This is a genomic window from Gemmobacter aquatilis, assembly GCF_900110025.1.
GTDB classification, from domain to species: Bacteria; Pseudomonadota; Alphaproteobacteria; order Rhodobacterales; family Rhodobacteraceae; genus Gemmobacter; species Gemmobacter aquatilis.
Map to the genome: position 1 here is coordinate 1 of NZ_FOCE01000020.1, position 23,323 is coordinate 23,323.

A 23,323-nucleotide genomic window follows, 5' to 3' on the forward strand; every position below is an offset into this window, starting at 1 on the left:
AAGCAGGCCAAGGTTCATCCTGATTACCACATCGACGTGCTGCACAGTTTTTATTCCGTGCCGCACCGCCTGATCGGCAAGAAGGTCGACATCCGACTGACGCACCGGATGGTCGAGATCTTCCACAACCATGACCGCGTTGCCGTTCATACCCGCCGCGGCACGCGCGGCGGTCATTCCACCATCCGGGAACACATGCCCAAGGCGCATCAGCGCCATGGCGGGATGACCCCGGAATATCTGATCACCCGGGCAGGCCGCGTGGGCTATCACGTCGCTGTCCTTGTCGAACGGCTGATGCGCGACAGGCCGCACCCCGAGCAGGGCTACCGGTCTGCCATCATAACGGCCCAGCTGCCCGTCTCGGGCTGGCATCAGATGATCGGCGAACCAACCATCGCCGATGCCATCCTCGACCGCATCATCCACAACGCCCACCGCATCGAGCTGAAAGGTGACAGCATGCGCAGAAAAAGCGTCAAGCCCGCATTGACCCAGACCGGAAATCCCGAAATCCTCACCCAGGATGCATGACAGCAGTGCAGCGATCAACCGGACCGGACTGTCCGGGAGTTACTGAAACGGCAGTCCGGTTCTTCCGAAATCCGCACCGAGGTTCGATGCGGCTGCGGTACGAGCTATCTAACCTCTGTCGGAAAAGCGAAGATCCCGGAAGGGTCATACGGCGCGCGATTACATGGGACCAAAGCTTGAGAGGGCTGCGCATCAGGGGACTAACGCTCCCTGTCTCGCTCTTCTGATGGTTCAGGCAGTCCTGCCAACGCCTGCTCAGCTTCACGCGCCTCCCGTAAGGTCAACCCAAAGGCCACATGTGACTTCGTAGCTGACACAACTGCCCGCGCGATCCACAGTCGTTGATCCTCATCCTCGAAATCACCAGTCAGCACATCGGTCCGCCCATCAGCAAGCTCAGTCACGACACTTCCGCCGTACCGCTGGCGCAACTCGTCGGCGAACCGCTCCGCATGGGCATCAGCCCGGAACGCGACCTTTCCTTCGGCCTGCATAATGCGCCCCATTGACCCGAGGGCCCGCAGCAATCGGTCACTCTCAGGAACCACCTCATGCGTTCTGGCGTGATCGATCAGCTTGCCTGCCGCTTCATAGAATCCTTCAAGATCAACCACGACCTTCCGGCTTTGAGCCGTGTTTCGCAGATCAATCCGCCGCCGCCCGGACAGGGCCAGCAAGTCACTGCGCACCCAGTCGCGTTCTTCCCAGGCATTGGCGGCACCCATTCCCAGACGCTCGGCCATGCGATCACCGCTGAGACCCAAGGCCACAGCTTTGCTGACAATGTCCGTTTTCAGCCGGTCCACGGCATCTGGCTGCAGAGCAATAGCCTCCCTGCCCTGCGTCAGCCGGTCACCCTCAAGACCCGTCGCGTAAAGCTTGGTCTGCGGCAGCATCTGCAACAGCTGCGCACCGCGCGCATCGCCCAAGCCTCTGGCGATGTCGATCGCATAGCCATAAAGCTCATCCCGCATTTCCTTGCGCTCAGCGATGGGCATCTTGCGGATCTTGCCCTCCGCCTCAACCATCCAGCCGCTGAAATGCCGGTCCAGATCGGCGCGCTCCGCCGTCACGAAATCACCCGGAAAGGACTGCAACACCCCACCCCGCCGCAGGGCCGCTTCTGCCTGGGCGATCTTCTCGCCAATCTCCGGCAGCCCGGTCAGTGTCGCCACATGCTGCAAGCTACGCATCGCATCCGCCGTGCGCGCCATTGTTTCCAGAGCGTCCTCCAACGCCTTGCCCTCGCGCGGCCGTTCCTCGGGTGACCGGCCCTCCACCCGCGCCCGCTCGATCTCTGCCCGCGACGGCCCATAGGTCAGCAGGCCACGCTCGGCGCGCGAGGTGGCATCCAGAAATACGCCCTCTTCGGCCGCGATCGCCACCATGCGCGCCTTCATGACCTCCAGATTGAAGACATGCTCCTTGGCCATGAAGAACCAGCTGTCGTTCACCGTGCCCCGGTTGTTGATGACCATGTGAACATGCGGATGCGCCTTGTCGGTGTGCAGGGCCGCGACATAGGACCAGACATCGTCCTGATGCGCGCCCGACTGGAACATCTCGAAGGCCCAGGCCTCGGCGATCAGCGTTGCCTTCTCTGGCCACACGTGGGACGGGAAGCTCATCAGCAAATGCGTCGTATGGCCGTTCTTCGGCGACCCACGCCAATCCTCCACCCAATCGCCGACGATGTCGGTGCACTCGTCCTTGGTCAGGCCCTTGGCATCGGCATCCAGCACGACCCCGTTGCCGAAGATCGAGGCAGACTTCGAGAACAGGTAGTCCATCTGCGCCGCGAGCTCCTTGGCATTGGCCGTCCCGCCCTTGCCGATCTTCTTCAGCACCGCCGCATTCGACCCCAACGAAAACCGCCACAGCTGGCTGGCCCGGGTCGAGAAACTGAACCCGCGTCTGGGCGATGAACTGCCCGCCTTCACCCGGCCCCGCTGCGGCCGCAGGACGTTGATCTCGCCAAGAACGGCCTCTGCCAACCCGATGGGGCGCGACCCAAGCTTAACCATGGCGCACACCTTCCTGCGCTTCGGCAAACTTGCGGAACAGCGCGACACCCTGACGCCGGCGTTCAGCGATGATCTGGCTCAGCGCTTTCGCCACCATCGGCAATGAACGGCGCAACTCGTCCACCGAAGCCCACTGCGCCTTGACCATCGGCGCCCTGCCCCGGTTCGCGGCCAAGGCGATCTGGTTCACGTTGGTGCCGATCTTGCCCAGCTCATAGCGGATTTCTTCCAGGCGTGCGCTGTCTTCCCGGCTGAACTCGAGAAAGCCAGAGGCCATCCGCACCACCGACCGCACCCCGTCGGAACGGGATTTCGCACCAAGCTGAGTGCAAAGCGCATCGAAGGCATGAAGTTCCTCAGCAGGCAGGCGGCAACTCACGACCTGGCCCTTGCCCTCCGAGCGCGGCCGTCCGCGTCCAGCATTTTTCTGCGCTGCAGAATCGGAAGCTTTATTGCTGACTTGAGCAGAAACGGAAAGCTTCGACTTAAGTCTCGTTTTGCGACTATCCGATTTTACCGCCAACGCCTGCCACCGATTATTTGTAGACACATCGCATTTCCTGCCACTCTTCCTACCCCTTCCGTCACCCCTTCTTCAAGCACAATCTAGGCGCGATTTATGTCCTTGCAGATTGTGCTGGCCTTGGGTAACTCCCCCGCCACCGAATGCGTTTCGCTGATCGCGGAACACACAAGGGGCAACAGGGGCAGCGCACCTTCTGCCACGTGGTCAGAGGCGGGTTTTCCTTGTGAATACTAGGCTAATACATTGTTTTATTTAGAATTCGCATCCTGTCGTTCGGCGTTCAGGGTCCGGAGAAAGGATATGTGGGATGCGTCTTGTGGCATCAGGGATGTGTGTTCGGAGTTCCGCCTTGTGATACACGCATTGCGCGATCAGATAAAAGACATACGCATCCAGTAATCAGACAAAGGATTAAAGAGATACGCCTTGTGTTGATTACCACCCAGAAGTGACCCGGGTGGGGGCGTAATTTTCATTGAGAACTGACCCATGTGACACCTTCCCTTTGGCTGCTGGCAGCAGGGGATATTGGAGTGATCGGCATGGCATTTTTGAGTATTATTCGGCGTTGGGCATTGCGTGAGCATCTGTCCATTCGGGAGATCGCGCGGCGGACGAAGTTGTCGCGCAACACCATCAGGAAGTATTTGCGGTCTGGGGCGGTTGAGCTTGAGTTCAAGGTTGCCGAGCGACCGAGCAAACTTGACCCCTTTGCGGCCAAACTGTCGGGCTGGCTGAAGACCGAGGCTGGCAAGTCGCGCAAGCAGCGAAGGACATCGAAGCAGCTGCACGATGACTTGGTGAAGCTGGGCTACACCGGGTCATATGGGCGAGTTGCGGCCTTTGCACGGGTTTGGCGCGCGGATCGGCAGCGTGAACAACAAACGACGGGGCGCGGAACTTTCGTGCCACTGGTCTTTCAGGCTGGCGAGGCGTTCCAGTTTGACTGGAGCGAGGATTTTGCCGTTTTGGGCGGCGAGCGCACCAAGCTGCAGGTGGCGCATATCAAGCTGTCACATAGCCGGGCTTTTTTGCTGCGGGCCTATCCATTGCAGACGCATGAGATGCTGTTTGACGCTCATGTGCATGGGTTCCGGGTGTTTGGTGGCGTGCCGGGACGCGGCATCTACGACAACATGAAGACGGCGGTGGATCGCGTTGGCCGGGGCAAGGAACGGCAGATCAACGCCCGGTTCTTGGCAATGGCCAGCCACTATGTGTTCGAGCCCGAGTTCTGCAACCCGGCCGCGGGTTGGGAGAAGGGACAGGTTGAGAAGAACGTGCAGGATTCTCGACATCGGCTTTGGCAGCCCACGCCAGACTTCCCCGATCTCATAGCGCTGAATGTCTGGCTGGAGCGGCGTTGCATGGAGTTGTGGCATGAGATCCCGCACGGCGCGTTGCCCGGCAGCGTTGCCAATGCCTGGGCCGAAGAGCGAGCAACCCTAATGCAATTGCCGCCTGCCTTTGACGGTTTTGTAGAGCACAGCAAGCGTGTCTCACCCACATGCCTGATCAGCTTCGAGCGCAATCGCTACAGCGTTCCGGCGTCCTTCGCGAACCGGCCTGTCAGCCTTCGGGTCTATCCCGACCGGCTGGTCGTGGCGGCCGAGGGCAAAATCCTGTGCGAACATGTCCGCGTGATCCAGCGCAGCCACAAGCTGCCACCGCAGACGATCTATGATTGGCGGCACTACCTTGCTGTCATTCAGCGCAAACCCGGGGCATTGCGCAACGGCGCACCCTTCTTGGAATTACCGTCCGCCTTCAGGCAGTTACAAGATCACATGCTGCGCCGCCCTGGTGGCGACAGAGAGATGGTCGATATCCTGGCGCTCGTCCTGCACCACGATGAGCAGGCCGTGCTGACCGCCGTGGAAATGGCCCTGGCAGCGGGCGTCCCGACCAAGACCCATGTGCTGAACCTGTTGCACCGGCTGGTCGATGGCAAAGTGTTTGGTGGGCCACCGCTTGATACCCCGCAGGCCTTGGTCTTGCAGCGCGAACCCAAGGCCAATGTCGAACGCTATGACGGCCTGCGGGCGCAGATTGCCGGGGGCAGCCATGCGTCATGATCCTGCAAGTGCCGCCATCGTCATCATGCTGCGCAGCCTGAAGATGTATGGCATGTCCCAAGCCGTCACCGACCTGATCGAACAGGGAGCTCCGGCATTCGAGGTTGCCGTGCCAATGCTGTCGCAGTTGTTGAAGGCCGAGTTGGCCGAACGCGAGGTCCGGTCCATTGCCTATCATATGAAGTCCGCCCGCTTCCCGGCCTACAAAGACCTCTCCGGCTTCGACTTCACCACCAGCGAGATCAATGAAGCCACGGTTCGGACGCTGCACCGCTGCGAGTTCATGGACGGGGCGCAGAACGTGGTCCTTATCGGCGGCCCTGGCACCGGAAAAACCCACGTTGCAACGGCCATAGGCGTTCAAGCCATTGAACATCATCGTCGAAAGGTCCGCTTCTTCTCCACCATCGAACTGGTCAACGCCCTCGAACAGGAAAAGGCCAAGGGCAAGGCAGGCCAGATCGCTGAGGCAATGACCAAGCTCGACCTCGTGATCCTCGATGAGCTGGGATACCTGCCATTCAGCGCCTCTGGCGGGGCGTTGCTCTTCCACCTGCTGAGCAAACTCTACGAACGCACCAGCGTCGTGATTACCACCAACCTCAGCTTCAGCGAATGGGCCACGGTCTTCGGCGACGCCAAGATGACCACCGCTTTACTCGACCGCCTGACCCACCGATGCCACATCCTAGAAACAGGCAACGACAGCTTCCGCTTCAAGGCCAGCTCAGCAGTAGCCAAAACGAAAAGGGAGACCACCCATGTCTTGACCCAACCATAAACCGAAGAACATAACCTTCAGGCGGGTCAGTTCTCGATGAAAAACCCGGGTCACTTCTGGGTGGAAATCAACAGCGCTACGCATCACGCCGCCCGATAATCCCTGCCCGGATGTCCTGACAGAGCTGCAATTTGAACGGTGTCGAATGTCGACGGTAGGGACCTCGGGACGTCATGGCGCTTTCTCCATGCAAGGCCCGTCCAGCGTATCAGATCTTCAACCCCCCGTGGTCCAGCCCATGGGGTTCACTCCACCCGCACTGGCTGGGGCAAATCCTGGATCTGCATGAGAAGTTGCGCATGGCCTGCCGCGGTGTTGGGCAGGCGGAGCCGTCGCCCGCTCGACGCACAAAAGCCGTCGAGCCAATCCCGGGAAACATCTATGCCGATCACGGTTGTCGCTGGTATCATATCACTCTCTCTTCCTTATGCTTCGCGGTCCCGCAAAACGGGCCGCCGTCAACTGTTCGAGACGGTGAGGAGAGGCGGGATCAGCCTGCTAGCGATCGTGGTCAGGCCACAAGGTGTTCAGCGCTGTATCCTACCCCATCGCGGCTCCTGGCCGGGAGCCGCGATGGGGTTAATGTAGCAGGTCCGAGACACATAAGGTGTCCAGTCCCGGCATCTGGTGGATCGGGTCGAGGATGAATCGATCTGGCTCGGAGGTCCAAACCGCGCCGGGTGCCGCTAATCAGGACGCGGATTCCGCTGGGTCGATACACCGATACCAACCAGAAATAACGTCCGTGTCCTGTAAAATGGGGGGACGACCACAGCATCAAAGCTTGGTCCAGATGAAGGGCCGGGCTATATCTGGCGCTTAAGCCCGAACGATGCGAATTGCACACCGAGGCGTCGGTCATCGGCCACGTCGTTGAGCGCCCGGTCTTTCACTGGATCTGGCATCTGTTCCAGTACGAACGAGATCGTGACCAGAAAACCGCCTCGGGACTGGTTTGTGCCGGGGATGGAAAACGACAGGCGCTGCCATCCCTTGGTGGCTCGAAACATTCCGGCCTCGATCCCATTAATAAGGATGCGGCAGGTGTTCACACTTCCGTCCCGCAACGGGCGGCCGCTGACAAGGCATTCGACCAGCAACTCTCCATCCGTGGGTTCCATCGGCGGAATAAACCCACGAATTTCGAACGAGGGGCCATCCGTCCAGACATGGCTGGTTTCCGGCTTGCTGAAGCCACGCCCGAGAAACGGCACGCCACTCCCGTCGCGCTTCGTTTGATAGATCGTGTCAAGCTGGATCGCGGGAGCGGAACGCGTTTCCATCGACAGCACCTTGAGCGAAGCATATCGCCCATCCTCGCCCACGATTATCGCAGGTGCGGCAGAAATCGCGACCTCACACTGACCATCGCTTCCGACGACCTGCGGCAAGACAGGGATGAAGATCTCTTCGATCAGACGGGTCGGGGTGATCGTGCGCGAATAGAGGCCGTTCAGCGTGTAGTGAATCTGCTCTGGAAGTTTTGCCGTGCCTGGCGATGCCACCTTGAGTATAATCCAGCCTGGCACGCAGTCTTCCTGCACCTGAAAACGCAGGACCAGCGGCCCTTCACCGCTGACTTCGGCGGCATCGCTGAGAACCCCCCCCGAGACGATCAGCTTTTCCGACCCGGCCGCCGCGCTGATTGCCTTGACCTCGCTGGTCTTGAGAAGCGGAAGCGCGCGGACCTTGCGGGCAAAGATGCCGAAGGCTTGCAGGAAAAGGCCGAGCTGTCTTTGGTCGACCACGTTCCCGGCGGCATCCACCACGGGCTCGTGATGATCGGGGGCGAGGGTTACGCGCAGGGGGCCACCCCGGTTGGCACACCCGACTGGCAGATGCACGACATGGCGATCATTGGCTGCCCCGACAGGAAAGTAGGCGATGCCGATGCCATTCACCGATACTCGGCAATGCTGTTGCCGAGCTGTCGCGCGTGCAGGTCGTCCGCCCAGAACAAGCACAAGATCCAGTTCGCCATCATGGGCATCTGCAGCGCCTTCGATGTGGAAGACAAGATCGCCGCTTTGCCCGTCAATCCAGGTCGCCTGTTCTTCCGGATGCGAGAAGCCGCGCGTCAGGAACCGCTTACCGACCTGGCCCTGCGCGGTCTTGTACATTTCGCCCAAATGGGCGATCGGCACATAGGGCAGGGTTTTGCTGACATCCGTGCTGCCTGTTGGCAGGCCTGCCGTATTGGACGCGAATGGACCCTTGCCTTGCTGCCCCTGCAGGGCATCCCTGATGAACTGCTGCTGCATTGCCTCCGAGACCAGAATCGAAAAGCCTTGTGTGCGTGCACGCTCTGCAACATGCACGCAGGTCGCCGCACCTGTATTGACGAGGCCGCCAACCTGCCCGCCGGAAAGCAGCAGCAGGCGCAATTCCTCACCATCCAGTAGCGAGAGGGAGTCGAGGTTCAGGCCATCCAGAGCCGATCTGCGGAACAGGAAGCGACCGGAAACGAGCGGTGCGGTCTTTGCATCTTCTGGCGCGAAGTATAGCCCGGATAGGGTCCGCTTGCGCCGGGCGCCTAGACCCAGACCCTCAGGGGTCTCTTCAATCAGCCCCGACACTGCGGCACATGCCGTGTTGTCATCGGCCAGCTTGCGGACCAGAGAGCTGAAATGGGTCTCGAAAGGCTGGCACGCACTGTCGAGGATGGCAAAATACTCTGTTTCGACGGATCTGAGCGCCTCTGCCATGGCCGATCCGGAATTCGTCATCTGGAAGTTCCGCTGGATTGTTTGCAAACCCGGGAAATCGGCCCCGGCAGTTTCGAGAAGCGCCTTGCCCGGCCCCGTAGCAAACTTGCAGTCGCAAATCAGGACGATCCTTGCCTCGATGCCGACTTGCGCCCAGATCGATTGGAAGAGTTGTTCCAGCGGGGCTGCCGCCATTGACCTGTGCATCACGAAAATCGTGACCGGGGTCTTATCTGCAGCGAGCATCCGATGCTGCCAGTCGGCGACCCGGCTGTCATGCTGGTGGATCAGTGCGCCAAGGCACCGCTCCAAGCTGAAAAGTTCGGCAAACCGCTGCTGTCCGACCCGTGCGCGCCGATTTGCCTCCTCGGGATCGCGGCGGATCTCGTCGATGATGTTCAGAACCTGGAAGGTGATCTCGTTTTCATCTTCGGTATCGCTGATCTGGTAGACAATATCCGAAAAATACTTGTCGATGATCGGGTGCGAATTCGCAATAATGGCCGTGCCGGCGGCGAGACCCTCGAAGAGCCGGTTGCTCATGACACCGCTGGACCGATGCGCATCCGAGGACATGGCGAAGCAGATGCCGGAGCGGTTCAGTGCCTTGACGACACTGACGCCATCGAAGGGGATTTCGCCACGATAGGTCTTGTAACCCTCCCAGGGCTGCACGCCCAGAAAGCTGCGCGGCCCGTAGATATCGATCACCCCGTCGGCATCCAGCAAGCGGAACAGGTCGTGGAAGCGGCCCTTGCGGGCCTGTCCCAGACGCTCCCAGTTGATCCCGATGTAGAATAGCCGGGACTCGCTGGTGATCCTCGGGGTCAGGTCAAGGGTCGCCGGGCTGTGGAACAGATAGGGGAAGGGCAGCGGGTTGCGGCCGGTCGCGCGCAGCAACGAGCGGACATGCGCATCACAGAGATTCGACGAGCAGGATAGCGCATCGTCATGCGAGGCCAGTTTGACGGTTGTCGCCTGATAGCCGAAGTCCTGATAAAACTGCAGTGGCTGCCAGATTGCATAATAAGAATAGATATCAAGCACTTTCGGGGATTCGAAATGCAGCGAGATGATAAAGTCGATATCATCCCGGCTGACCGGCCGGGATTTGTCGACGGCACTGTCATCGCTGGCCCAGTGCGGATAGCCGTCATTGTCGATGACGACGACCTTCGCCCCGATATTCTCGGCGGCAATACAGAACCGCTTGATGACTTCGTATTCCGCGTTCTTGATTTCCGGCCAGGTCAGAGAGACGGCAATTCTTGCGCCCGAGACCTGTGCTTTATTTTTTTCGAAGTATTCGACGAGATGATGGAGATCATTCATGGTGGGGGCAATATTGTCCATATCGGTCTGACTTCTTCTTTGCTCAAGAAATAACGTCCTGTGGCCAGCGGCAGCCAGCGCGAAGCGCTTGCGATTGTTCGGGCGACAGGAAGGATGTTTTGGGCTCCCGCAAGGGGTGGTCTGCAAAGAATTTGCTCAGATGGTTTGCGAGACCGATTTTGGCAGCTGGCGATATTTCGGATCTGTTCACTTTATGGATGAGATTGATTGCGGCGTCAGGCAGGCTCGGATTTTTGAGGAAGTGTTCGGGTTCAGCGAGCCGTTCGGTAATGCCGAAGACAATCTCGCAGAAGCGCGAGACCAGATTAGACGCTGCAAGATCCTCAAATTTGAGGCAGACGACATTGCCCTTCCCTGCCACAGCGGCCCAACGTTCGACCAAGGTTTTCCAGTCCAGAAGATGCCGAATCTGGGGAATGAACTCCTCGATCGTGTCGGGTGCACCGTCTCGTACCCGCTGCATGTAGACGGAATTCACAAAATCCGCGACATCCCGCAAGACAACGACCACCTTGATATCCACCTGACCGTTATCGGTCAGTGCCTGCAAGATACTGCGTATGCTATTCTCGTTGGAGTATTCCATCGAAAAAAGCTCGCTGCTCAGAAAGACCTTTTCATGCGGGGAGTATCGTATCTCGTCTAACGCCTGATGCCAAACCTGTCGGAGCGCATTAAGGTCGAGGTGCGGAGTAACACGCGCACCCGCGATTCCCATACCAGATACGGCTATGGCGTGATGGCCAAAATCATCAAAGTACTGGGTGCCATTTTCCAGATAGTGTATGCCTCTGGATTTCAGCTGTGCGGAATTGAAATGGAGCACCTGCTGTAACGATGTCGTGCCGGTCTTGGGCAGGCCGATATGCAGGATGACTGTCTTCTTGTTCATATTTTAAGGCACTTCCCGTTCTTGACCATCATATCCTCAATGGCACCGCACATCCGGGTAGTTTTCACAATACCAAGCATAGGTTTGCGCAATTCCCTCCTCCAGTGAGTGCTTGAGTTGGAACCCGGTGTCCGCCAGCCGCTCGGTATTGTAGCTGCGCATCATTTGACCTTCCGGCTTCTCGGTTTCCCAAATGATGTTGCGAACGCCCGATATTTCCGATAATAACTGGACAAGATAGGCAATTGGCACCGTCCGAGCGGTTGCAATATTGAACCGCCCCTGCCCATGGTCAACCAGATGCAGCAGCGCCCGTGCGGCATCGGCAGAATACAGGAAGTCGCGTGTTGCCTTGCCGGTTCCCCAGACCCGGACAGGCTCACCCGTGCGCATCGCCTGATGGAACTTTGCCACGAGCGAGGGTACCACATGGCCATATTGGGTATCGAACCGGTCGTTGGGACCATAGAGATTGGTGTAGATGGCGAAGGCATAGGGAAGGTCGAACTGCCTGTAATAGCTGTCAAGCTGCGCCAACATGGCGCGCTTTGCATGGCCATAAGAGCTTTCGGCCGCGTGAGGTTCGCCGTCCAGATACTGATCTTCCCGGATGTCCTCGGAAAATTTCGCTGCATAGCCAGCCACCGTGCCCGCTGCGACGATTTTCGCGACATTCACCGCCTTGGCCGCAGAGATCACGTTGAAATTGATCCGCAGGTTCTCATCGAACATGTCGCCGGGAAACTTCTGATTCCCCATGAGCCCGTGAACCTTGGCTGCCGTGTGCAGCACGACCTTCGGCCGTGTTTCTTTGAAATATTCCATTGTCGCTTGAGGATCCATAAGGTCGACATCCTTCCTAGTCGGGGCGAGGAAGGAAATTCCCGAAGTTTGCAGCTTCGCAACAACGGCGGAACCAAGCATGCCAGTGGATCCCGTTACGATATACATGGTTGCCTCGTTTCCTTAACAGTTGCGTAAATTATTTGCTGCTTTAAAAACACAGTGAGGATGGGACCGTGGAGGTTCTCCATCGTCATCACAAGAGTTTTGGCCTGTTCGCTAAGCAAGAACCCATTGATGCATCACATGCTGCTGTAGCCGCGCCTAGATGCGGCCCCGCAACCTCGACGTTGCGAAGGAGTGAGGTCTTCTTCTTCAAGTGCAGTAATCCTGTAGTAGCCAACCTTCACACAGCCCGAGCAGCTGCATTGCCGTGATCTTAGTGAAATCTACTTGAGCTGCAACAGCAATAACCCCTCTGGGTGCCAAGAGGCTCAGCCCGATCATGACCCGGTAGCCTTGTCTCTGCGATTGATCAAGCGCGCGCCTGTGTATAACGCGTGCTTTGACGGGCATGGCGTTCAGCCAAGCCCGTTCAGACAAAGTGAAGCCGGTTTCGGCGCGGCGACTATTTCAGCGGCTTGTTAGCAGGGCGCTGAAATAGTCGGTTCTCGATCTGGTTTTCGGAACGTGATTCACCCTTGGCACGGCCACGTCGGAGATGATGATGCGCGGGACGGATGAGATGCGCGGGTCACTGTTCAGCTATGTTGATCTGGAAGAGCGCATCCCCGCCCGGCATCCGCTGCGCAAGATACGGCAGGTTGTGAACGACGCGCTGGCCAGCCTGGATACGGAGTTCGAGGTCCTTTACACCGATTTCGGCCGCCCCTCGATCGCGCCGGAGCGTCTGATCCGGGCCAGCCTGATCCAGATCCTGTTCTCGGTCCGCTCCGAGTGGCAGTTGATGGAGCAGATGCAGTATAACTTGCTGTTCCGCTGGTTTGTGGGCCTCGGGATCGACGATCCGGTCTGGGTGCCGACGGTGTTCACCAAGAACCGTGACCGGCTGCTCACGACCGACATGTCGCGCAAGGTAATGGCTGCGATCCTCGCCCACCGCGAAGTCGCGCCGTTGTTGTCGGACGACCACTTTTCGGTCGATGGAACGCTGGTGAAGGCCTGGGCGTCCATGAAAAGCTTCCAGCCGAAGGCAGACAACACCCCGCCTGACGACGATCCGGGCAGCCCGCCCGGACCCGACAGCCCCGCCGAAGATCACCCCGAAACGGCCGAGACAGACGCGATGCCCCGCCCCAGCCGTCCGAGCCGCAATGCCGAGGTCGACTTCCGGGGCGAGAAACGCTCCAACGCCACCCATGTCTCGACCACCGACCCTGACGCGCGCCTTTACAAGAAATCTCCTGGAACCGGGGCGATGCTGTGCTTCATGGGCCATGCCCTGATGGAGAACCGGCACGGGCTTATTGTTCAGGGAGACCTGACCCAAGCCGACGGACATGCAGAACGACGCGCAGCGCTGGATATGGTGCATCGCCATTCACCCGGATCGACCCGGCAACTGACGCTTGGTGCCGACAAGGGCTACGATGCCGCCGAGTTCGTTGCCGACCTGCGCCAGGCCTGCGTCACCCCGCATGTCGCTCAGAAATCGCGCCATTCAGCGATCAACGGCAGAACCACACGGCACGACGGCTATGCCCTTTCGATCAGGCACCGCAAGCGGATCGACTTGCGTCGGGAAAACGATCCCCCGAATCGTTTTCTGATTCTCCTCACCTTCGGCTGGGCCAAGACCGTCGGCGGCATGGCGCAAACCGTCTATCGCGGCCTCGAGCGGGTCCGCTCCCGCTTCATCCTGACGCTGGCCACCAACAACCTCGCCCGGTTGCCCCGGCTGCTGGCTGCATGACGATCTCGAGCGGCGTCAGGCAGGCATGCCACATGCGTCGCCCACCCAGAAGGGAAACCGTTTCGCCTCGCAGACTTCTTCAGCGCCCTGTTAGAGACCGCGGACAATGGCCTCTTCATCGCAAACAATATCCCGAATGGCGGCCGAGGCAGATGGGAGGTGGAGTGCCGCTGTCGGCTTTTGTGCTGATCCGTCGATCTTCTTTGCATAGTGCTTGAGAAAACAGGACATGGCATGCCCCACACCGATGGAATTGACTTCGCGCAGGTCAGCTTCCCAATAATAGCCGTGATTGTAGTTCCCCGTGATGATCTCGAAAGATGGGAAGTAGTCTACATGGTTGTACGTCCTGTAAAGTTCATCGGCGGCAACGCGCAGAACCGACTTGCTCAGAACAGTTGAACACATCACATGGCGTGGCTCATAGGTTGCAATAAGTGGTACGGGCGAGACCGTGAGAAGTATCTTTGCTTTCGGATTCTTGCGGCGGAGCAGTTCAATGAAGGATGCCATATCCTCCGTGACCTCCCGTGCAGAAAAGTTTACGAATTCATGCTGCTCCGGATCGTAGCTTCCGCCTGAAACACCAGGGGCGAGCGGAAAAACCGTGCCATCCGATTTGGCGCGCCAAGCCTCTGTCAAGCCGAGCGTAAACACAAAAATATCTGTGGTCGCAAGCATCTGCCGGACATAGCTGAGGTGACGTTGACGTTCCTCTTGCACAGCCTCCGGCGTAGGAAAGCCATTCGGTTCAATATTGGGGCGGAGTGGGTCAACCCAAACATTTCCACGTTTCCATGCCTTGTCTGCGGGAGTCCGCTCTCCGAACGCCTCCTGCGCCAGTTGAAGAAGTTGGCGCGCCGAATAGAGATTGCCGTAACGGGCAGAGAAAACGCCATAGTTTCGTTCCCTCCGCTCAACGGCGTCAAAATCGGCCCCTTGTTCCACAATCTGGTAATTGAATCCGATGGATTGCAGCCGTGAGGAAATATGCTGTGCAAAACAACTGCCTGCGGTGGAAACCTGATCGGTCTTGCCGATGGTGAAGCGGACATCGGTGACGGGATCAAAGTGAAACCTCTCCACCGCCGAGACAGCCTTACGCCAGAAATTGCTATCAGGCAGGCCCGCATAAGGATGTTTCGTTGACGTCTTCATGATCAACCGACCTTTCATCCGATGTTGTTACTTGGATATGGCATCACAAACAGCTTCGAAGCGGGCCTTGAAAAGTGGAGCCGGAGCCAAACTATCAGCCGGAGCCTGTCGGAGCGTTTCGAAAAGACCCGCAAGATAATGTTCTAAGGTCATGTACTCCAAGGCTAGTTGAGCCTTGAAGAGAAGAGAACCCTTCACATGATAATAGGATGCAATTTCGGGATAGACCGGAAAAGTTGGCCCGTTTGATAGGCCGTCAAGGGGAAGGTAATTGCCTTTGGTCGGGGAATAACCCTCGCGTTTCAGGATTCCAGAAGCGATATCATAAAGACATTCGATCTTTGGATGATTTATGGAATACATAAATGGATCAGTTCTTGACCAAGTGGGCAGATAGTCACCTAGATTCAGGCCCGCCTTCCCAAAAGCCCTCCCCAAGGATTCTTTCTCTGTGTCCCAGAGACATAAATATCCAGCGCGCTCGTATGTATCACGATTGAAAAGCTCTGCGGCCTGCTTCACGCTTCGTCCAGAGCGATAGGCTGCGACACCAATTATTGAGGCATAACCAAGCAATGGGCCTTGAACCATTTTTATGGCGCCATCTTCAATGTAAGTGAAGTAACCGCTATCCGGGTGGTAAGCGCAAAACTGAATGCCCGGCGCAACTATGACTTTCCGCAGCCCTGCCGTCAGATGGGTATGATCGTGATGAATTACTACCGCATCATAAGCGGCGAGCTCTTCTTGTGATTTTGCGGGCTCATGCACCCAAGCGCGATCTACCTCGATATCACAGCACAACATGGAAATGCTGCGCGCCAAACCTTCAGTCTGACAATTAGACCATACAAGCCATTTTTGCATTGACTGCCTCAAAATCATATTTCGCTCTGATATTTCAGGGCTAATGTACATCACTCCGCATGTCAAGATATCGGCAATCTGCATACTCAGTCTACTGGATATATCTAAGATGTAACAATTTTGAAGATCGATTGGCGCATATTTCAGCATTCTGGGTACGGGCGTGTCGCGTCATGGTGCGCACTGTTTGCGAAGGCGCTGGTTCCGCAGCACGGCGGAAGATGTACGCTTCCGATGTTTGAATCATTGCTGCAGCACAAAGGGCATGACAGATTTTCTATGTGAAGCCAGGCGGTTAGACGGACTGCATGAGCAAAGCAGCGCCCTCCCGCTAACGCACTGCGCACTGGTCCAGCTCACTGGTGCGCTGCGCAGGCGCGGTTCGTTCTGCTGATCTGGTTGGATAGGGAGATGATCTGGACGCGCCACATGACGGCCTCGCCGGTCGCCCTGCGGTGTGCTCTGATGCTGCGATCCAGTTCTGCCTAGCGATCAAGGTCCTGTTCAAACTGCCGCTCAGGCAAACGGTCGGCATGGTGGCCAGCTTGTTGTGGATGGCCAACCCAGACTGGGCCGTACCGGGCTATACGACCCTGTGCGGACGACAAGAAGACACTATCCGTCCAGATCCCTTACCGCCGTGCCGATGCTGCCTATGACTCACGCCGCTGTCATACCGCCATCATTGACCGACGTGCCCGAGAATCAGGCCGTAGGCAAGAGGATTACGGGCGTGCTGTGGCATGGATCGCCTCTTGCAACTGCGGTGCAGCTGGAGTGATTCGAACCCCGAACGGTTCACCAAGCGCATGGTGCACCGGAACTATCTGGAACAGAAGGGCCTGCCCACCAGCGCCGAAAGCGGCGTTGCATGCCCCACACCGGGGTCGCGCATCGCCTTCGTCGCCGAGCAGCCCGGCAAGGCGCAATCGCCCCCCCATATCGTGGCCAGGGATCCGGGCGACTGGGGCGGCCCTTCAAGGCATCTGGACCGATGCTGATTACAACGGCTTCAAGGTCAATACGATCTATCTGCGCGACCACGACGATGCCTGGCCCCTGCCCCTGCTGGAGATCGGCAATGCCCCCTATGGCACCGTTCTGCCCGACGGGCGTGTGGCCGTTTCGTTCAATACAAAGTTCCGCATTAATATCTGGGTGGGCGATACCAATGCCCGCAGCTTCGTTAACCGGGAGCGCCCTTTCGGCGCGGACCGGGCGGTCTATTCCTTCATAGAGCCGATTTCCGCAGACGGGGTTCTCGTCGGGACCGGACCCGAGGATGGCAGTTCCAGCCTCATCTACCTGCGCCGCAGCCGCATCCTGCGCTAGGCACTGGGGCCGGATGCCGCACTGATCGCGGGATCCGCTTGTCTGTGCTCTGCGGAACGGGTCAGATGGCCCGGCATGTTCACGAAAGACAGACCCGATGTCCTCTGCCCCGGCCCGGATCACGAATGATCACCTCTCTGTCACTGTCGCGGCACTTGGTGCCGAAATCCAGTCTATCGACCTGTCCGATGGCCGCCCGCTGCTCTGGCATGGCGATCCGGCCTTCTGGGCGGGGCGGGCGCCGGTGCTGTTTCCCATCGTCGGGCGGGCCCCCGGCGACCGGATCGCGGTGAACGGCCAGACGGCCCCGATGGCGCAGCATGGCTTTGCCCGGCGCAGCCTGTTCACCCGGATCGCCGCCGATGCCCGGTATTGCCGGCACGAGCTGGCCGCCAGCGCCGAGACGCGCGCGCTTTATCCCTGCGACTTTCGCCTGACGATCACCCATGCGCTGGACGGGCCCCGGCTGACGATCCGGGCCGAGGTGGCCAATGAGGGCCCCACCCCCATGCCCTTCGGCTTCGGCTTTCACCCGGCCTTTCTCTGGCCGCTGCCCGGGGCGGCGGGGCGGGCGCATCGCGTGGTGCTGGACAATGGCGCCAGCCCCGCCCTGGCGCGGCTGGACGGCGGGTTCCTGCCAGAGCAGCGGCATCCCTCGCCCTTCGACAGCGGGGTGCTGCAGCTGGATCCCGCACAATTCGCCGCCGATGCGATGATCTTTCCCGAAGGGGCGGGCAGCGGCCTGACCTATGGCGCCGAGGGCGGGCCCGCGCTGCAGTTCCGCTTTGAAAACCTGCCCCATCTGGCGCTCTGGTCCAAACCCGGCGCGCCCTTCGTCTGCATCGAGCCCTGGCACGGCATGGCCGCCCGCTGCGGTGGCCCGCCCGATCTTGCCGCGCGCCCCGGCACGATCCTGCTTGCCGCCGGGGCCAGCACCCGCTTTGCCTGCCAGATCACGCTGGTCTGAGGTGGCCCCGGCGCCAGAAGGCCCCGGGGCGGCAGGTCAGTCGATCCGGCCGCGCCGCAGATAGATGAAGCTGCCATCGCCTTCATCCACCGGGCCGGCCCCGACCAGAATCTCCCGGTCCGACAGGGGTTCGATGAAGGAATAGAAGCTGCGCTCGGCCCCGAAGGGGCGCGCCTGTTCGCTGAAGTTGCGGGCATTGCGGTCGCCCACCCAGACATTGATGCGCAGCTTCGTGTTGACCGACACCACCACCCGCCCGTCGGGCAGAACCGTACCATAGGGCGCGCCACCAAATTCCTTGTCGTTCATCCGCCAGGCATTGGTGGTACGGGCCGGATAGACACTGTCATCGCCGATTCCGTTATAATCGGCGCTGGTCCAGGCCCCCTGAAAGGCCGGGCTGATCCAGTCCCAGTCGCCGGGATCCGAGGCCACGACATAGGGCGAGGCCGCCTTCTCGATCTGTTCGGCGACAAAGGCGATGCGCGGCCCCGGCAGCACGAAGGGCGTGGGCATGCCCCCGCCGCTGTCATCCGTGGCCCCCTTGCCCGGGGCCTCCTGAAAATTGCGTTGCACGATGCGGCCGGTGAAGCGTTCCGGGTTGGGGTCGGTCCAGCTCCTGCCGCCGTCATACGAGGCGACCCATGCCACCGCCCGCCCGTAATCATCGGCGCGGCTGGCCTGGGCGGTGGGCACATTGGTGGGCACGGCCCGCTGGGTGAAGAACAGATAGATGTCGCGGGCGCCATCGCCATTGGCATCATGGGGCACCTGAATCGGGCGGCCTTCCCAGTTGGCGCCCTGAAACACGGTCTGCGCCGCCCCCCAGCTTTGGCCGCCATCCGCAGAATACCGCACGTCGATATAATAGTCCTGCGCCAGATTCGATCCGCGCAGCCGCCGCTGCATCGACATCATCAGCCGCCCGTCCTCCAGCTGGATCACGTTGCAGCTGGCATAGTTCCAGCCATTGCCAGCCTTGTTGACCAGCACCGGCTGGCCCCAGTTGTAGCCATTGTCGGTGGAGCGATACATCCAGAAATCGCCGCCGGTCATCTGCGTCTGATAGAACAGCAAGAGATCGCCCGCATGGGCGCCCTTGCGGATCTGCAGCAGGCGCGGATAGCGGCCGCTGCCGACCGGCGGGGTCAGGGTGATGCGCTCGCCCCATGCGATGGCCTGCCCGGCGGCGTCTGCCGGGCCCTTGCGGGTATTGCGCGCGTCGGCGGCGCTGCCGAAGGCGAGGGTCAGGGCCAGACAGCCGACAAGGGCCGTGCGCAGGAAAGACAGGCGGGACATGGGTACTCCTGATGAGGCAGCGACAACACAAGGCAACAGCGGGGCAACAGCGGGGGCGCCAGTGCAGCCGTGTCTTCCCTTCTGGTCATTGCCATGCCGGGATCGGCTCGGGCCCTGTGCGCATCGAAAGGTTCGGCCTGAGTGTTACCGCATGGCCGGGCCCGGGTCCATCGGCATGGCGCAAGGCGCAACCGGCTCGGCGGGGGCCAGCCGGCGCAGGTCTGGCGGGCGGAAAAACGAAGGGGCGCCGATGGGGCGCCCCTCGCAGTCCTGTCTGTCGCGGCCGATCACCTGGCGAGGATCTGCTGCACGATCTGCTCTGCCGCGTCCTCTGCCGTCAGATCCACCGTGCTCACGGTGATTTCGGCGCTTTCGGGGGCCTCATAGGGGCTGTCGATGCCGGTGAAGTTCTTGAGCTGCCCGGCCCGGGCCTTTTTATAAAGCCCCTTCACATCGCGGGCCTCGGCCACTTCCAGCGGCGTGTTCACGAAGACCTCGACGAACTCGCCCGGCGCCATCAGATCGCGCACCATGCGGCGTTCCGACCGGAAGGGCGAGATGAAGGCGGTCAGCACGATCAGGCCGGCATCCGTCATCAGCTTCGCCACCTCGCCGACCCGGCGGATGTTTTCCACCCGGTCGGCATCGGTGAAGCCCAGATCGCGGTTCAGCCCGTGGCGCACATTGTCGCCATCCAGCAGGAAGGTGTGCTTGCCGAGCGCGTGCAGCTTCTTTTCCACCAGATTGGCGATGGTCGATTTGCCAGACCCCGACAGGCCGGTGAACCACACCACCGAAGGTTTCTGGTTCTTCAGCGCCGCATGGGCCTCGCGGTCCACCTCCAGCGCCTGCCAGTGGATGTTCTGGCTGCGGCGCAGCGCGAAGTGGATCATCCCGGCGGCAACCGTCGCATTGGTCATCCGGTCGATCAGGATGAAGCCGCCCAGATCCGGGTTCTCGGCATAGGCCTCGAACGGGATCGGCCGGTCGGTCGAGATGTTCACCACCCCGATCGCATTCAGCCCCAGCGTGCGCGAGGCCAGATGTTCCAGCGTGTTGACGTTCACCTCGTATTTCGGCTCGGTCACCGTCGCCGTCACCATCTGCGTGCCGATCTTCAGCAGATAGGGACGGCCCGGCAGCATTTCCGCCTCTTCCATCCAGACCAGCGTCGCCTCGAACTGGTCGGCCACCTCGCAGGGCGCATCGGCCTGCGTGATCACATCGCCGCGCGAACAGTCGATCTCGTCGGCGAAGGTCAGCGTCACCGATTGCCCGGCCACCGCCTGCTCCAGATCGCCGTCATAGGTGACGATGGATTTCACCGTGGTGGTCTTGCCCGAAGGCAGCACCCGGATCGCATCGCCCGGTTTCACCACACCCGCGCCGATCTGCCCGGCAAAGCCGCGGAAGTCGAGGTTCGGGCGGTTCACCCATTGCACCGGCATGCGGAACGGCTTGTCCAGCATCCGCGAGTCATTGACCGGCGCCTCTTCCAGATGCTGCAGCAGCGACGGGCCCTGATACCAGGGCATTTCCGGGCTTTTCGACACCATGTTGTCGCCGCGCAGCCCCGAGATCGGGATCGGCAGGAAGCTTTCCATCCCGATCTGCTTGGCAAAATGCGCGTAATCCTTGACGATCTCGTAGAACCGCTCTTGCGAGTAGCCCACCAGATCCATCTTGTTCACCGCCAGCACGATGTTGCGGATCCCCAGCAGGTTCACCAGATAGCTGTGCCGCCGCGTCTGCGTCAGCACGCCCTGCCGCGCGTCGATCAGGATCACCGCCAGATCGGCGGTCGAGGCGCCGGTCACCATGTTGCGGGTATATTGTTCATGCCCGGGCGTGTCGGCCACGATGAACTTGCGCTTTTCGGTCGCAAAGAACCGATAGGCCACGTCGATCGTGATGCCCTGCTCGCGTTCCGCCGCCAGACCATCGACCAGCAGCGCAAAGTCGATCTCGCCGCCCTGCGTGCCCACCGCCTTGCTGTCATGCTCGAGGCTCGCCAGCTGATCCTCGAAGATCATCTTGGTGTCATAGAGCAACCGCCCGATCAGCGTCGATTTGCCGTCATCCACCGAGCCGCAGGTGATGAAGCGCAGCATCGTCTTGTGCTGGTGCTTCAGCAGATAGGCGTCGATATCCTCGGCGATCAGCGCGTCGGTGACGTAAACGGGGTCTTTCTCGTTCTGCATGGCTTCGATCGACATCAGAAATACCCCTCTTGCTTCTTCTTCTCCATCGAGGCGGCCTGATCATGGTCGATCGCCCGGCCCTGACGCTCCGAGGTGGTGGTCAGCAGCATTTCCTGAATCACTTCGGGCAGGGTCTTCGCCTCCGATTCCACCGCGCCGGTCAGCGGATAGCAGCCCAGCGTGCGGAACCGGATCGACTTCATCTCGGGCACTTCGCCCTCTTCCAGCCTGAACCGCTCGTCATCGACCATGATCAGCAGGCCGTTGCGTTCGACCACCGGGCGCTTCTCGCTGAAATACAGCGGCACGATCTCGATGCCTTCCAGATGGATGTATTGCCAGATGTCCAGCTCGGTCCAGTTGGAGATCGGGAACACCCGGATGCTCTCGCCCTTGGCCTTGCGGGTATTGTAGAGCTTCCACAGCTCGGGCCGCTGGCTCTTCGGATCCCAACGGTGATTGGCCGAGCGGAACGAGAACACCCGCTCCTTCGCGCGGGATTTCTCCTCGTCGCGGCGGGCGCCGCCGAAGGCCACGTCGAAATTGTATTTGGTCAGCGCCTGTTTCAGGCCCTCGGTCTTCCACATGTCGGTGTGCAGCCCGCCATGATCGAACGGGTTGATGCCCTGCTCCATGGCTTCGGGGTTGTGATAGACCAGCAGATCCATCCCCGCATCGGCGGCGGCCTTGTCGCGCAGGTCATACATCGCGCGGAACTTCCACGTCGTATCGACATGCAGCAGCGGAAACGGCGGCGGCGCAGGATAGAAGGCCTTCTTGGCCAGATGCAGCATACAGGCCGAATCCTTGCCGACCGAATAGAGCATCACGGGGTTTTCGGCATTCGCCACCACCTCGCGCATGATATGGATGCTTTCAGCCTCCAGGCGCTGAAGATGGGTCAGCGTGTTCTTGCTGAGCTTGGGCGCGGCAGCGGGACTTGGAGTCATGGACGCAATAACCTTCTTTTCGACTGGTGTTCTTTGGCAAATTTTTGCCCGCACTCCAAGAGGTGAAGCGCCTGACAGGCGCAAAGCCGCCAGAGTGCAGACGCATTAGACACAGGTCAGGGGGGGTCAGTCCATGCCCATCCGCGCCAGATAGCCCTCGATCAGCGGCACATCCGACGGGTTGTTCAGCTCCCAGAAGGCCGCACCAGGGGCACTGACCTCCACCGCCTGCACCGGATGACCGTTTTCCAGAAAACGCAACTGTTCCAGCCCCTCCAGCGTTTCCAGCGGCCCCGGCTCCCAGCCGATATAGGCGGCGAGGGCGGCGGGGCGATAGGCGTAAAGCCCGACATGGTGGAACACCGGCACCACCCCATCGACCACGCCGCGGCCATTGGTGAAGGGGATCACCTCTTTCGAGAAATACAGCGCCTGCCCCAGCCGGTTCGACACCACGGTGGTCGCGCCCACCCGGCCTGCCTGCCGGTCGGCGATGAAGTTCTGCACCGATTCCGCATCGCAGCGCAGCACCGGGGTGGCCATCTGCAGCCCGGGGTTTTCGCGCATCGCGGCAATCAGCGCGGTCACGAAATGCGGCGGGGTCAGCGGGGCATCGCCTTGCAGGTTCACCACGATCTGCGGGGAGAGCCCGGCAGTCTTCACCGCCTCGGCCACCCGCTCGGTGCCGTTGCGGCAGCTTTCCGAGGTCAGGATGACATCCGCGCCGATCCGTTCCGCCTCGGCGGCGATCCGGTCATCATCGGTCGCCACATACAGCGCGATGTCGCCGCCCGCCTGATCCACCGCCCGCCGCCCGGCAATGACCGAACGTTCCAGCAGCGTGCGCCCCACCCCGCCGGCACCTTTCAGCACCGCCAGCGGCTTGGCCGGATAGCGGGTAGAGGCATAGCGCGCGGGGATGATGATGACCGTTTCCGCCATG

At 60.2% G+C, this 23,323-nt stretch carries 17 protein-coding genes and 2 pseudogenes; 8 read left to right on the plus strand and 11 right to left on the minus strand.

The features are described from left to right. Nucleotides 1-342, plus strand: a pseudogene (locus tag BMX43_RS20440) (Mu transposase domain-containing protein); the annotation flags it as partial. After that, the gene (locus BMX43_RS20445) at nucleotides 340-534 is read left to right on the plus strand and encodes an ATP-binding protein (RefSeq protein ID WP_425431818.1); all 195 of its coding nucleotides are present in this window, start codon (nucleotides 340-342) and stop codon (nucleotides 532-534) included. The pseudogene BMX43_RS20440 and the gene BMX43_RS20445, both read left to right, overlap by 3 nt. Before the next feature lie 200 nt (nucleotides 535-734). Here the strand turns inward: BMX43_RS20445 and BMX43_RS18680 are convergent, their stop codons facing one another. Both BMX43_RS18680 and mobC read right to left on the minus strand, forming a co-directional pair. Beyond that, nucleotides 735-2,558, minus strand: coding sequence for a relaxase/mobilization nuclease domain-containing protein (locus BMX43_RS18680; RefSeq protein WP_091303666.1), 1,824 nt, complete (start codon nucleotides 2,556-2,558; stop codon nucleotides 735-737). After that, entirely contained in the window at nucleotides 2,551-3,081 is a 531-nt protein-coding gene (gene mobC, locus BMX43_RS20315) for a plasmid mobilization relaxosome protein MobC (RefSeq protein ID WP_245749541.1), read from the minus strand. Before mobC ends, BMX43_RS18680 begins: the two co-directional genes overlap by 8 nt. 545 nt (nucleotides 3,082-3,626) lie before the next feature. Between mobC and istA the strand changes: the two genes are divergently transcribed. Together istA and istB are read left to right on the plus strand one after the other, a co-directional pair. Next, complete coding sequence (istA, locus tag BMX43_RS18690) at nucleotides 3,627-5,159, plus strand: IS21 family transposase (RefSeq protein ID WP_091303667.1); 1,533 nt, start codon at nucleotides 3,627-3,629, stop codon at nucleotides 5,157-5,159. Then, on the plus strand, nucleotides 5,149-5,940 hold the full coding sequence (gene istB, locus BMX43_RS18695) for an IS21-like element helper ATPase IstB (protein ID WP_091303680.1): 792 nt from the start codon (nucleotides 5,149-5,151) through the stop codon (nucleotides 5,938-5,940). The genes istA and istB overlap by 11 nt, the downstream gene beginning before the upstream one ends. A gap of 806 nt (nucleotides 5,941-6,746) precedes the next feature. On the opposite strand, the gene BMX43_RS18705 is transcribed toward istB, so the two are convergent. The 3 genes from BMX43_RS18705 to BMX43_RS18720 are packed head-to-tail and all read right to left on the minus strand — an operon-like array spanning nucleotide 6,747 to nucleotide 11,841. Continuing rightward, nucleotides 6,747-9,998, minus strand: a complete 3,252-nt coding sequence (locus BMX43_RS18705) for a glycosyltransferase family protein (RefSeq protein ID WP_091303668.1) — start codon at nucleotides 9,996-9,998, stop codon at nucleotides 6,747-6,749. Between the two features lie 22 nt (nucleotides 9,999-10,020). Next, nucleotides 10,021-10,890 (minus strand): sulfotransferase domain-containing protein, encoded by an 870-nt coding sequence (locus BMX43_RS19595; RefSeq protein ID WP_139201631.1) that lies wholly within the window; start codon nucleotides 10,888-10,890, stop codon nucleotides 10,021-10,023. Nucleotides 10,891-10,926: 36 nt separating this feature from the next. Beyond that, nucleotides 10,927-11,841 carry an NAD-dependent epimerase/dehydratase family protein gene (locus BMX43_RS18720; protein ID WP_091303671.1) on the minus strand — a complete coding sequence of 305 codons (915 nt, stop codon included), beginning with the start codon at nucleotides 11,839-11,841 and terminating at the stop codon, nucleotides 10,927-10,929. A gap of 559 nt (nucleotides 11,842-12,400) precedes the next feature. On the opposite strand from BMX43_RS18720, the gene BMX43_RS18725 reads away from it, so the two are divergent. After that, nucleotides 12,401-13,606, plus strand: a complete 1,206-nt coding sequence (locus BMX43_RS18725) for an IS5 family transposase (protein ID WP_091303681.1) — start codon at nucleotides 12,401-12,403, stop codon at nucleotides 13,604-13,606. A 90-nt stretch (nucleotides 13,607-13,696) separates the two neighbouring features. On the opposite strand, the gene BMX43_RS18730 is transcribed toward BMX43_RS18725, so the two are convergent. Together BMX43_RS18730 and BMX43_RS19600 are read right to left on the minus strand one after the other, a co-directional pair. After that, nucleotides 13,697-14,764: a GSCFA domain-containing protein gene (locus BMX43_RS18730; protein WP_091303682.1), complete on the minus strand. Its 1,068-nt coding sequence runs from the start codon at nucleotides 14,762-14,764 to the stop codon at nucleotides 13,697-13,699. Between the two features lie 27 nt (nucleotides 14,765-14,791). Further along, entirely contained in the window at nucleotides 14,792-15,715 is a 924-nt protein-coding gene (locus BMX43_RS19600) for a WcbI family polysaccharide biosynthesis putative acetyltransferase (protein ID WP_139201632.1), read from the minus strand. A gap of 224 nt (nucleotides 15,716-15,939) precedes the next feature. Here BMX43_RS19600 and BMX43_RS18735 point away from each other — a divergent pair. The 3 genes and pseudogenes from BMX43_RS18735 to BMX43_RS18740 form a co-directional block, all read left to right on the plus strand. Then, nucleotides 15,940-16,279, plus strand: a pseudogene (locus BMX43_RS18735) (transposase); the annotation flags it as partial. 219 nt (nucleotides 16,280-16,498) lie between these two features. Beyond that, a complete protein-coding gene (locus tag BMX43_RS19945; RefSeq protein WP_175482191.1) occupies nucleotides 16,499-16,963 on the plus strand; it encodes a hypothetical protein in 465 nt (154 codons plus the stop codon). Between the two features lie 97 nt (nucleotides 16,964-17,060). Further along, entirely contained in the window at nucleotides 17,061-17,930 is an 870-nt protein-coding gene (locus BMX43_RS18740; RefSeq protein ID WP_091303672.1) for an aldose 1-epimerase family protein, read from the plus strand. A gap of 36 nt (nucleotides 17,931-17,966) precedes the next feature. Here BMX43_RS18740 and BMX43_RS18745 read toward each other — a convergent pair whose 3' ends face one another. The 4 genes from BMX43_RS18745 to BMX43_RS18760 all read right to left on the minus strand — a co-directional run bounded on the left by BMX43_RS18745 (nucleotide 17,967) and on the right by BMX43_RS18760 (nucleotide 23,322). After that, nucleotides 17,967-19,229: a sialidase family protein gene (locus BMX43_RS18745; RefSeq protein ID WP_091303673.1), complete on the minus strand. Its 1,263-nt coding sequence runs from the start codon at nucleotides 19,227-19,229 to the stop codon at nucleotides 17,967-17,969. 287 nt (nucleotides 19,230-19,516) lie between these two features. Beyond that, nucleotides 19,517-21,445, minus strand: a complete 1,929-nt coding sequence (cysN, locus tag BMX43_RS18750; RefSeq protein ID WP_281243159.1) for a sulfate adenylyltransferase subunit CysN — start codon at nucleotides 21,443-21,445, stop codon at nucleotides 19,517-19,519. Further along, nucleotides 21,445-22,380 (minus strand): sulfate adenylyltransferase subunit CysD, encoded by a 936-nt coding sequence (gene cysD / locus BMX43_RS18755; protein ID WP_091303674.1) that lies wholly within the window; start codon nucleotides 22,378-22,380, stop codon nucleotides 21,445-21,447. The genes cysN and cysD overlap by 1 nt, the downstream gene beginning before the upstream one ends. A 126-nt stretch (nucleotides 22,381-22,506) precedes the next feature. After that, complete coding sequence (locus tag BMX43_RS18760) at nucleotides 22,507-23,322, minus strand: 3-deoxy-manno-octulosonate cytidylyltransferase (RefSeq protein WP_091303675.1); 816 nt, start codon at nucleotides 23,320-23,322, stop codon at nucleotides 22,507-22,509. Nucleotide 23,323: the final 1 nt, after the last annotated feature.

What these genes read in the sequence shown, in the direction of transcription:
- BMX43_RS18680 (WP_091303666.1), bottom strand. Translation starts at nt 2,558, where the DNA reads ATGGTTAAGCTTGGGTCGCGCCCCATCGGGTTGGCAGAGGCCGTTCTT.
- istA (WP_091303667.1), top strand. Translation starts at nt 3,627, where the DNA reads ATGGCATTTTTGAGTATTATTCGGCGTTGGGCATTGCGTGAGCATCTG.
- istB (WP_091303680.1), top strand. Translation starts at nt 5,149, where the DNA reads ATGCGTCATGATCCTGCAAGTGCCGCCATCGTCATCATGCTGCGCAGC.
- BMX43_RS18705 (WP_091303668.1), bottom strand. Translation starts at nt 9,998, where the DNA reads ATGGACAATATTGCCCCCACCATGAATGATCTCCATCATCTCGTCGAA.
- BMX43_RS19595 (WP_139201631.1), bottom strand. Translation starts at nt 10,890, where the DNA reads ATGAACAAGAAGACAGTCATCCTGCATATCGGCCTGCCCAAGACCGGC.
- BMX43_RS18720 (WP_091303671.1), bottom strand. Translation starts at nt 11,841, where the DNA reads ATGTATATCGTAACGGGATCCACTGGCATGCTTGGTTCCGCCGTTGTT.
- BMX43_RS18725 (WP_091303681.1), top strand. Translation starts at nt 12,401, where the DNA reads ATGCGCGGGACGGATGAGATGCGCGGGTCACTGTTCAGCTATGTTGAT.
- BMX43_RS18730 (WP_091303682.1), bottom strand. Translation starts at nt 14,764, where the DNA reads ATGAAGACGTCAACGAAACATCCTTATGCGGGCCTGCCTGATAGCAAT.
- BMX43_RS19600 (WP_139201632.1), bottom strand. Translation starts at nt 15,715, where the DNA reads ATGCAGATTGCCGATATCTTGACATGCGGAGTGATGTACATTAGCCCT.
- BMX43_RS18740 (WP_091303672.1), top strand. Translation starts at nt 17,061, where the DNA reads ATGTCCTCTGCCCCGGCCCGGATCACGAATGATCACCTCTCTGTCACT.
- BMX43_RS18745 (WP_091303673.1), bottom strand. Translation starts at nt 19,229, where the DNA reads ATGTCCCGCCTGTCTTTCCTGCGCACGGCCCTTGTCGGCTGTCTGGCC.
- cysN (WP_281243159.1), bottom strand. Translation starts at nt 21,445, where the DNA reads ATGTCGATCGAAGCCATGCAGAACGAGAAAGACCCCGTTTACGTCACC.
- cysD (WP_091303674.1), bottom strand. Translation starts at nt 22,380, where the DNA reads ATGACTCCAAGTCCCGCTGCCGCGCCCAAGCTCAGCAAGAACACGCTG.
- BMX43_RS18760 (WP_091303675.1), bottom strand. Translation starts at nt 23,322, where the DNA reads ATGGCGGAAACGGTCATCATCATCCCCGCGCGCTATGCCTCTACCCGC.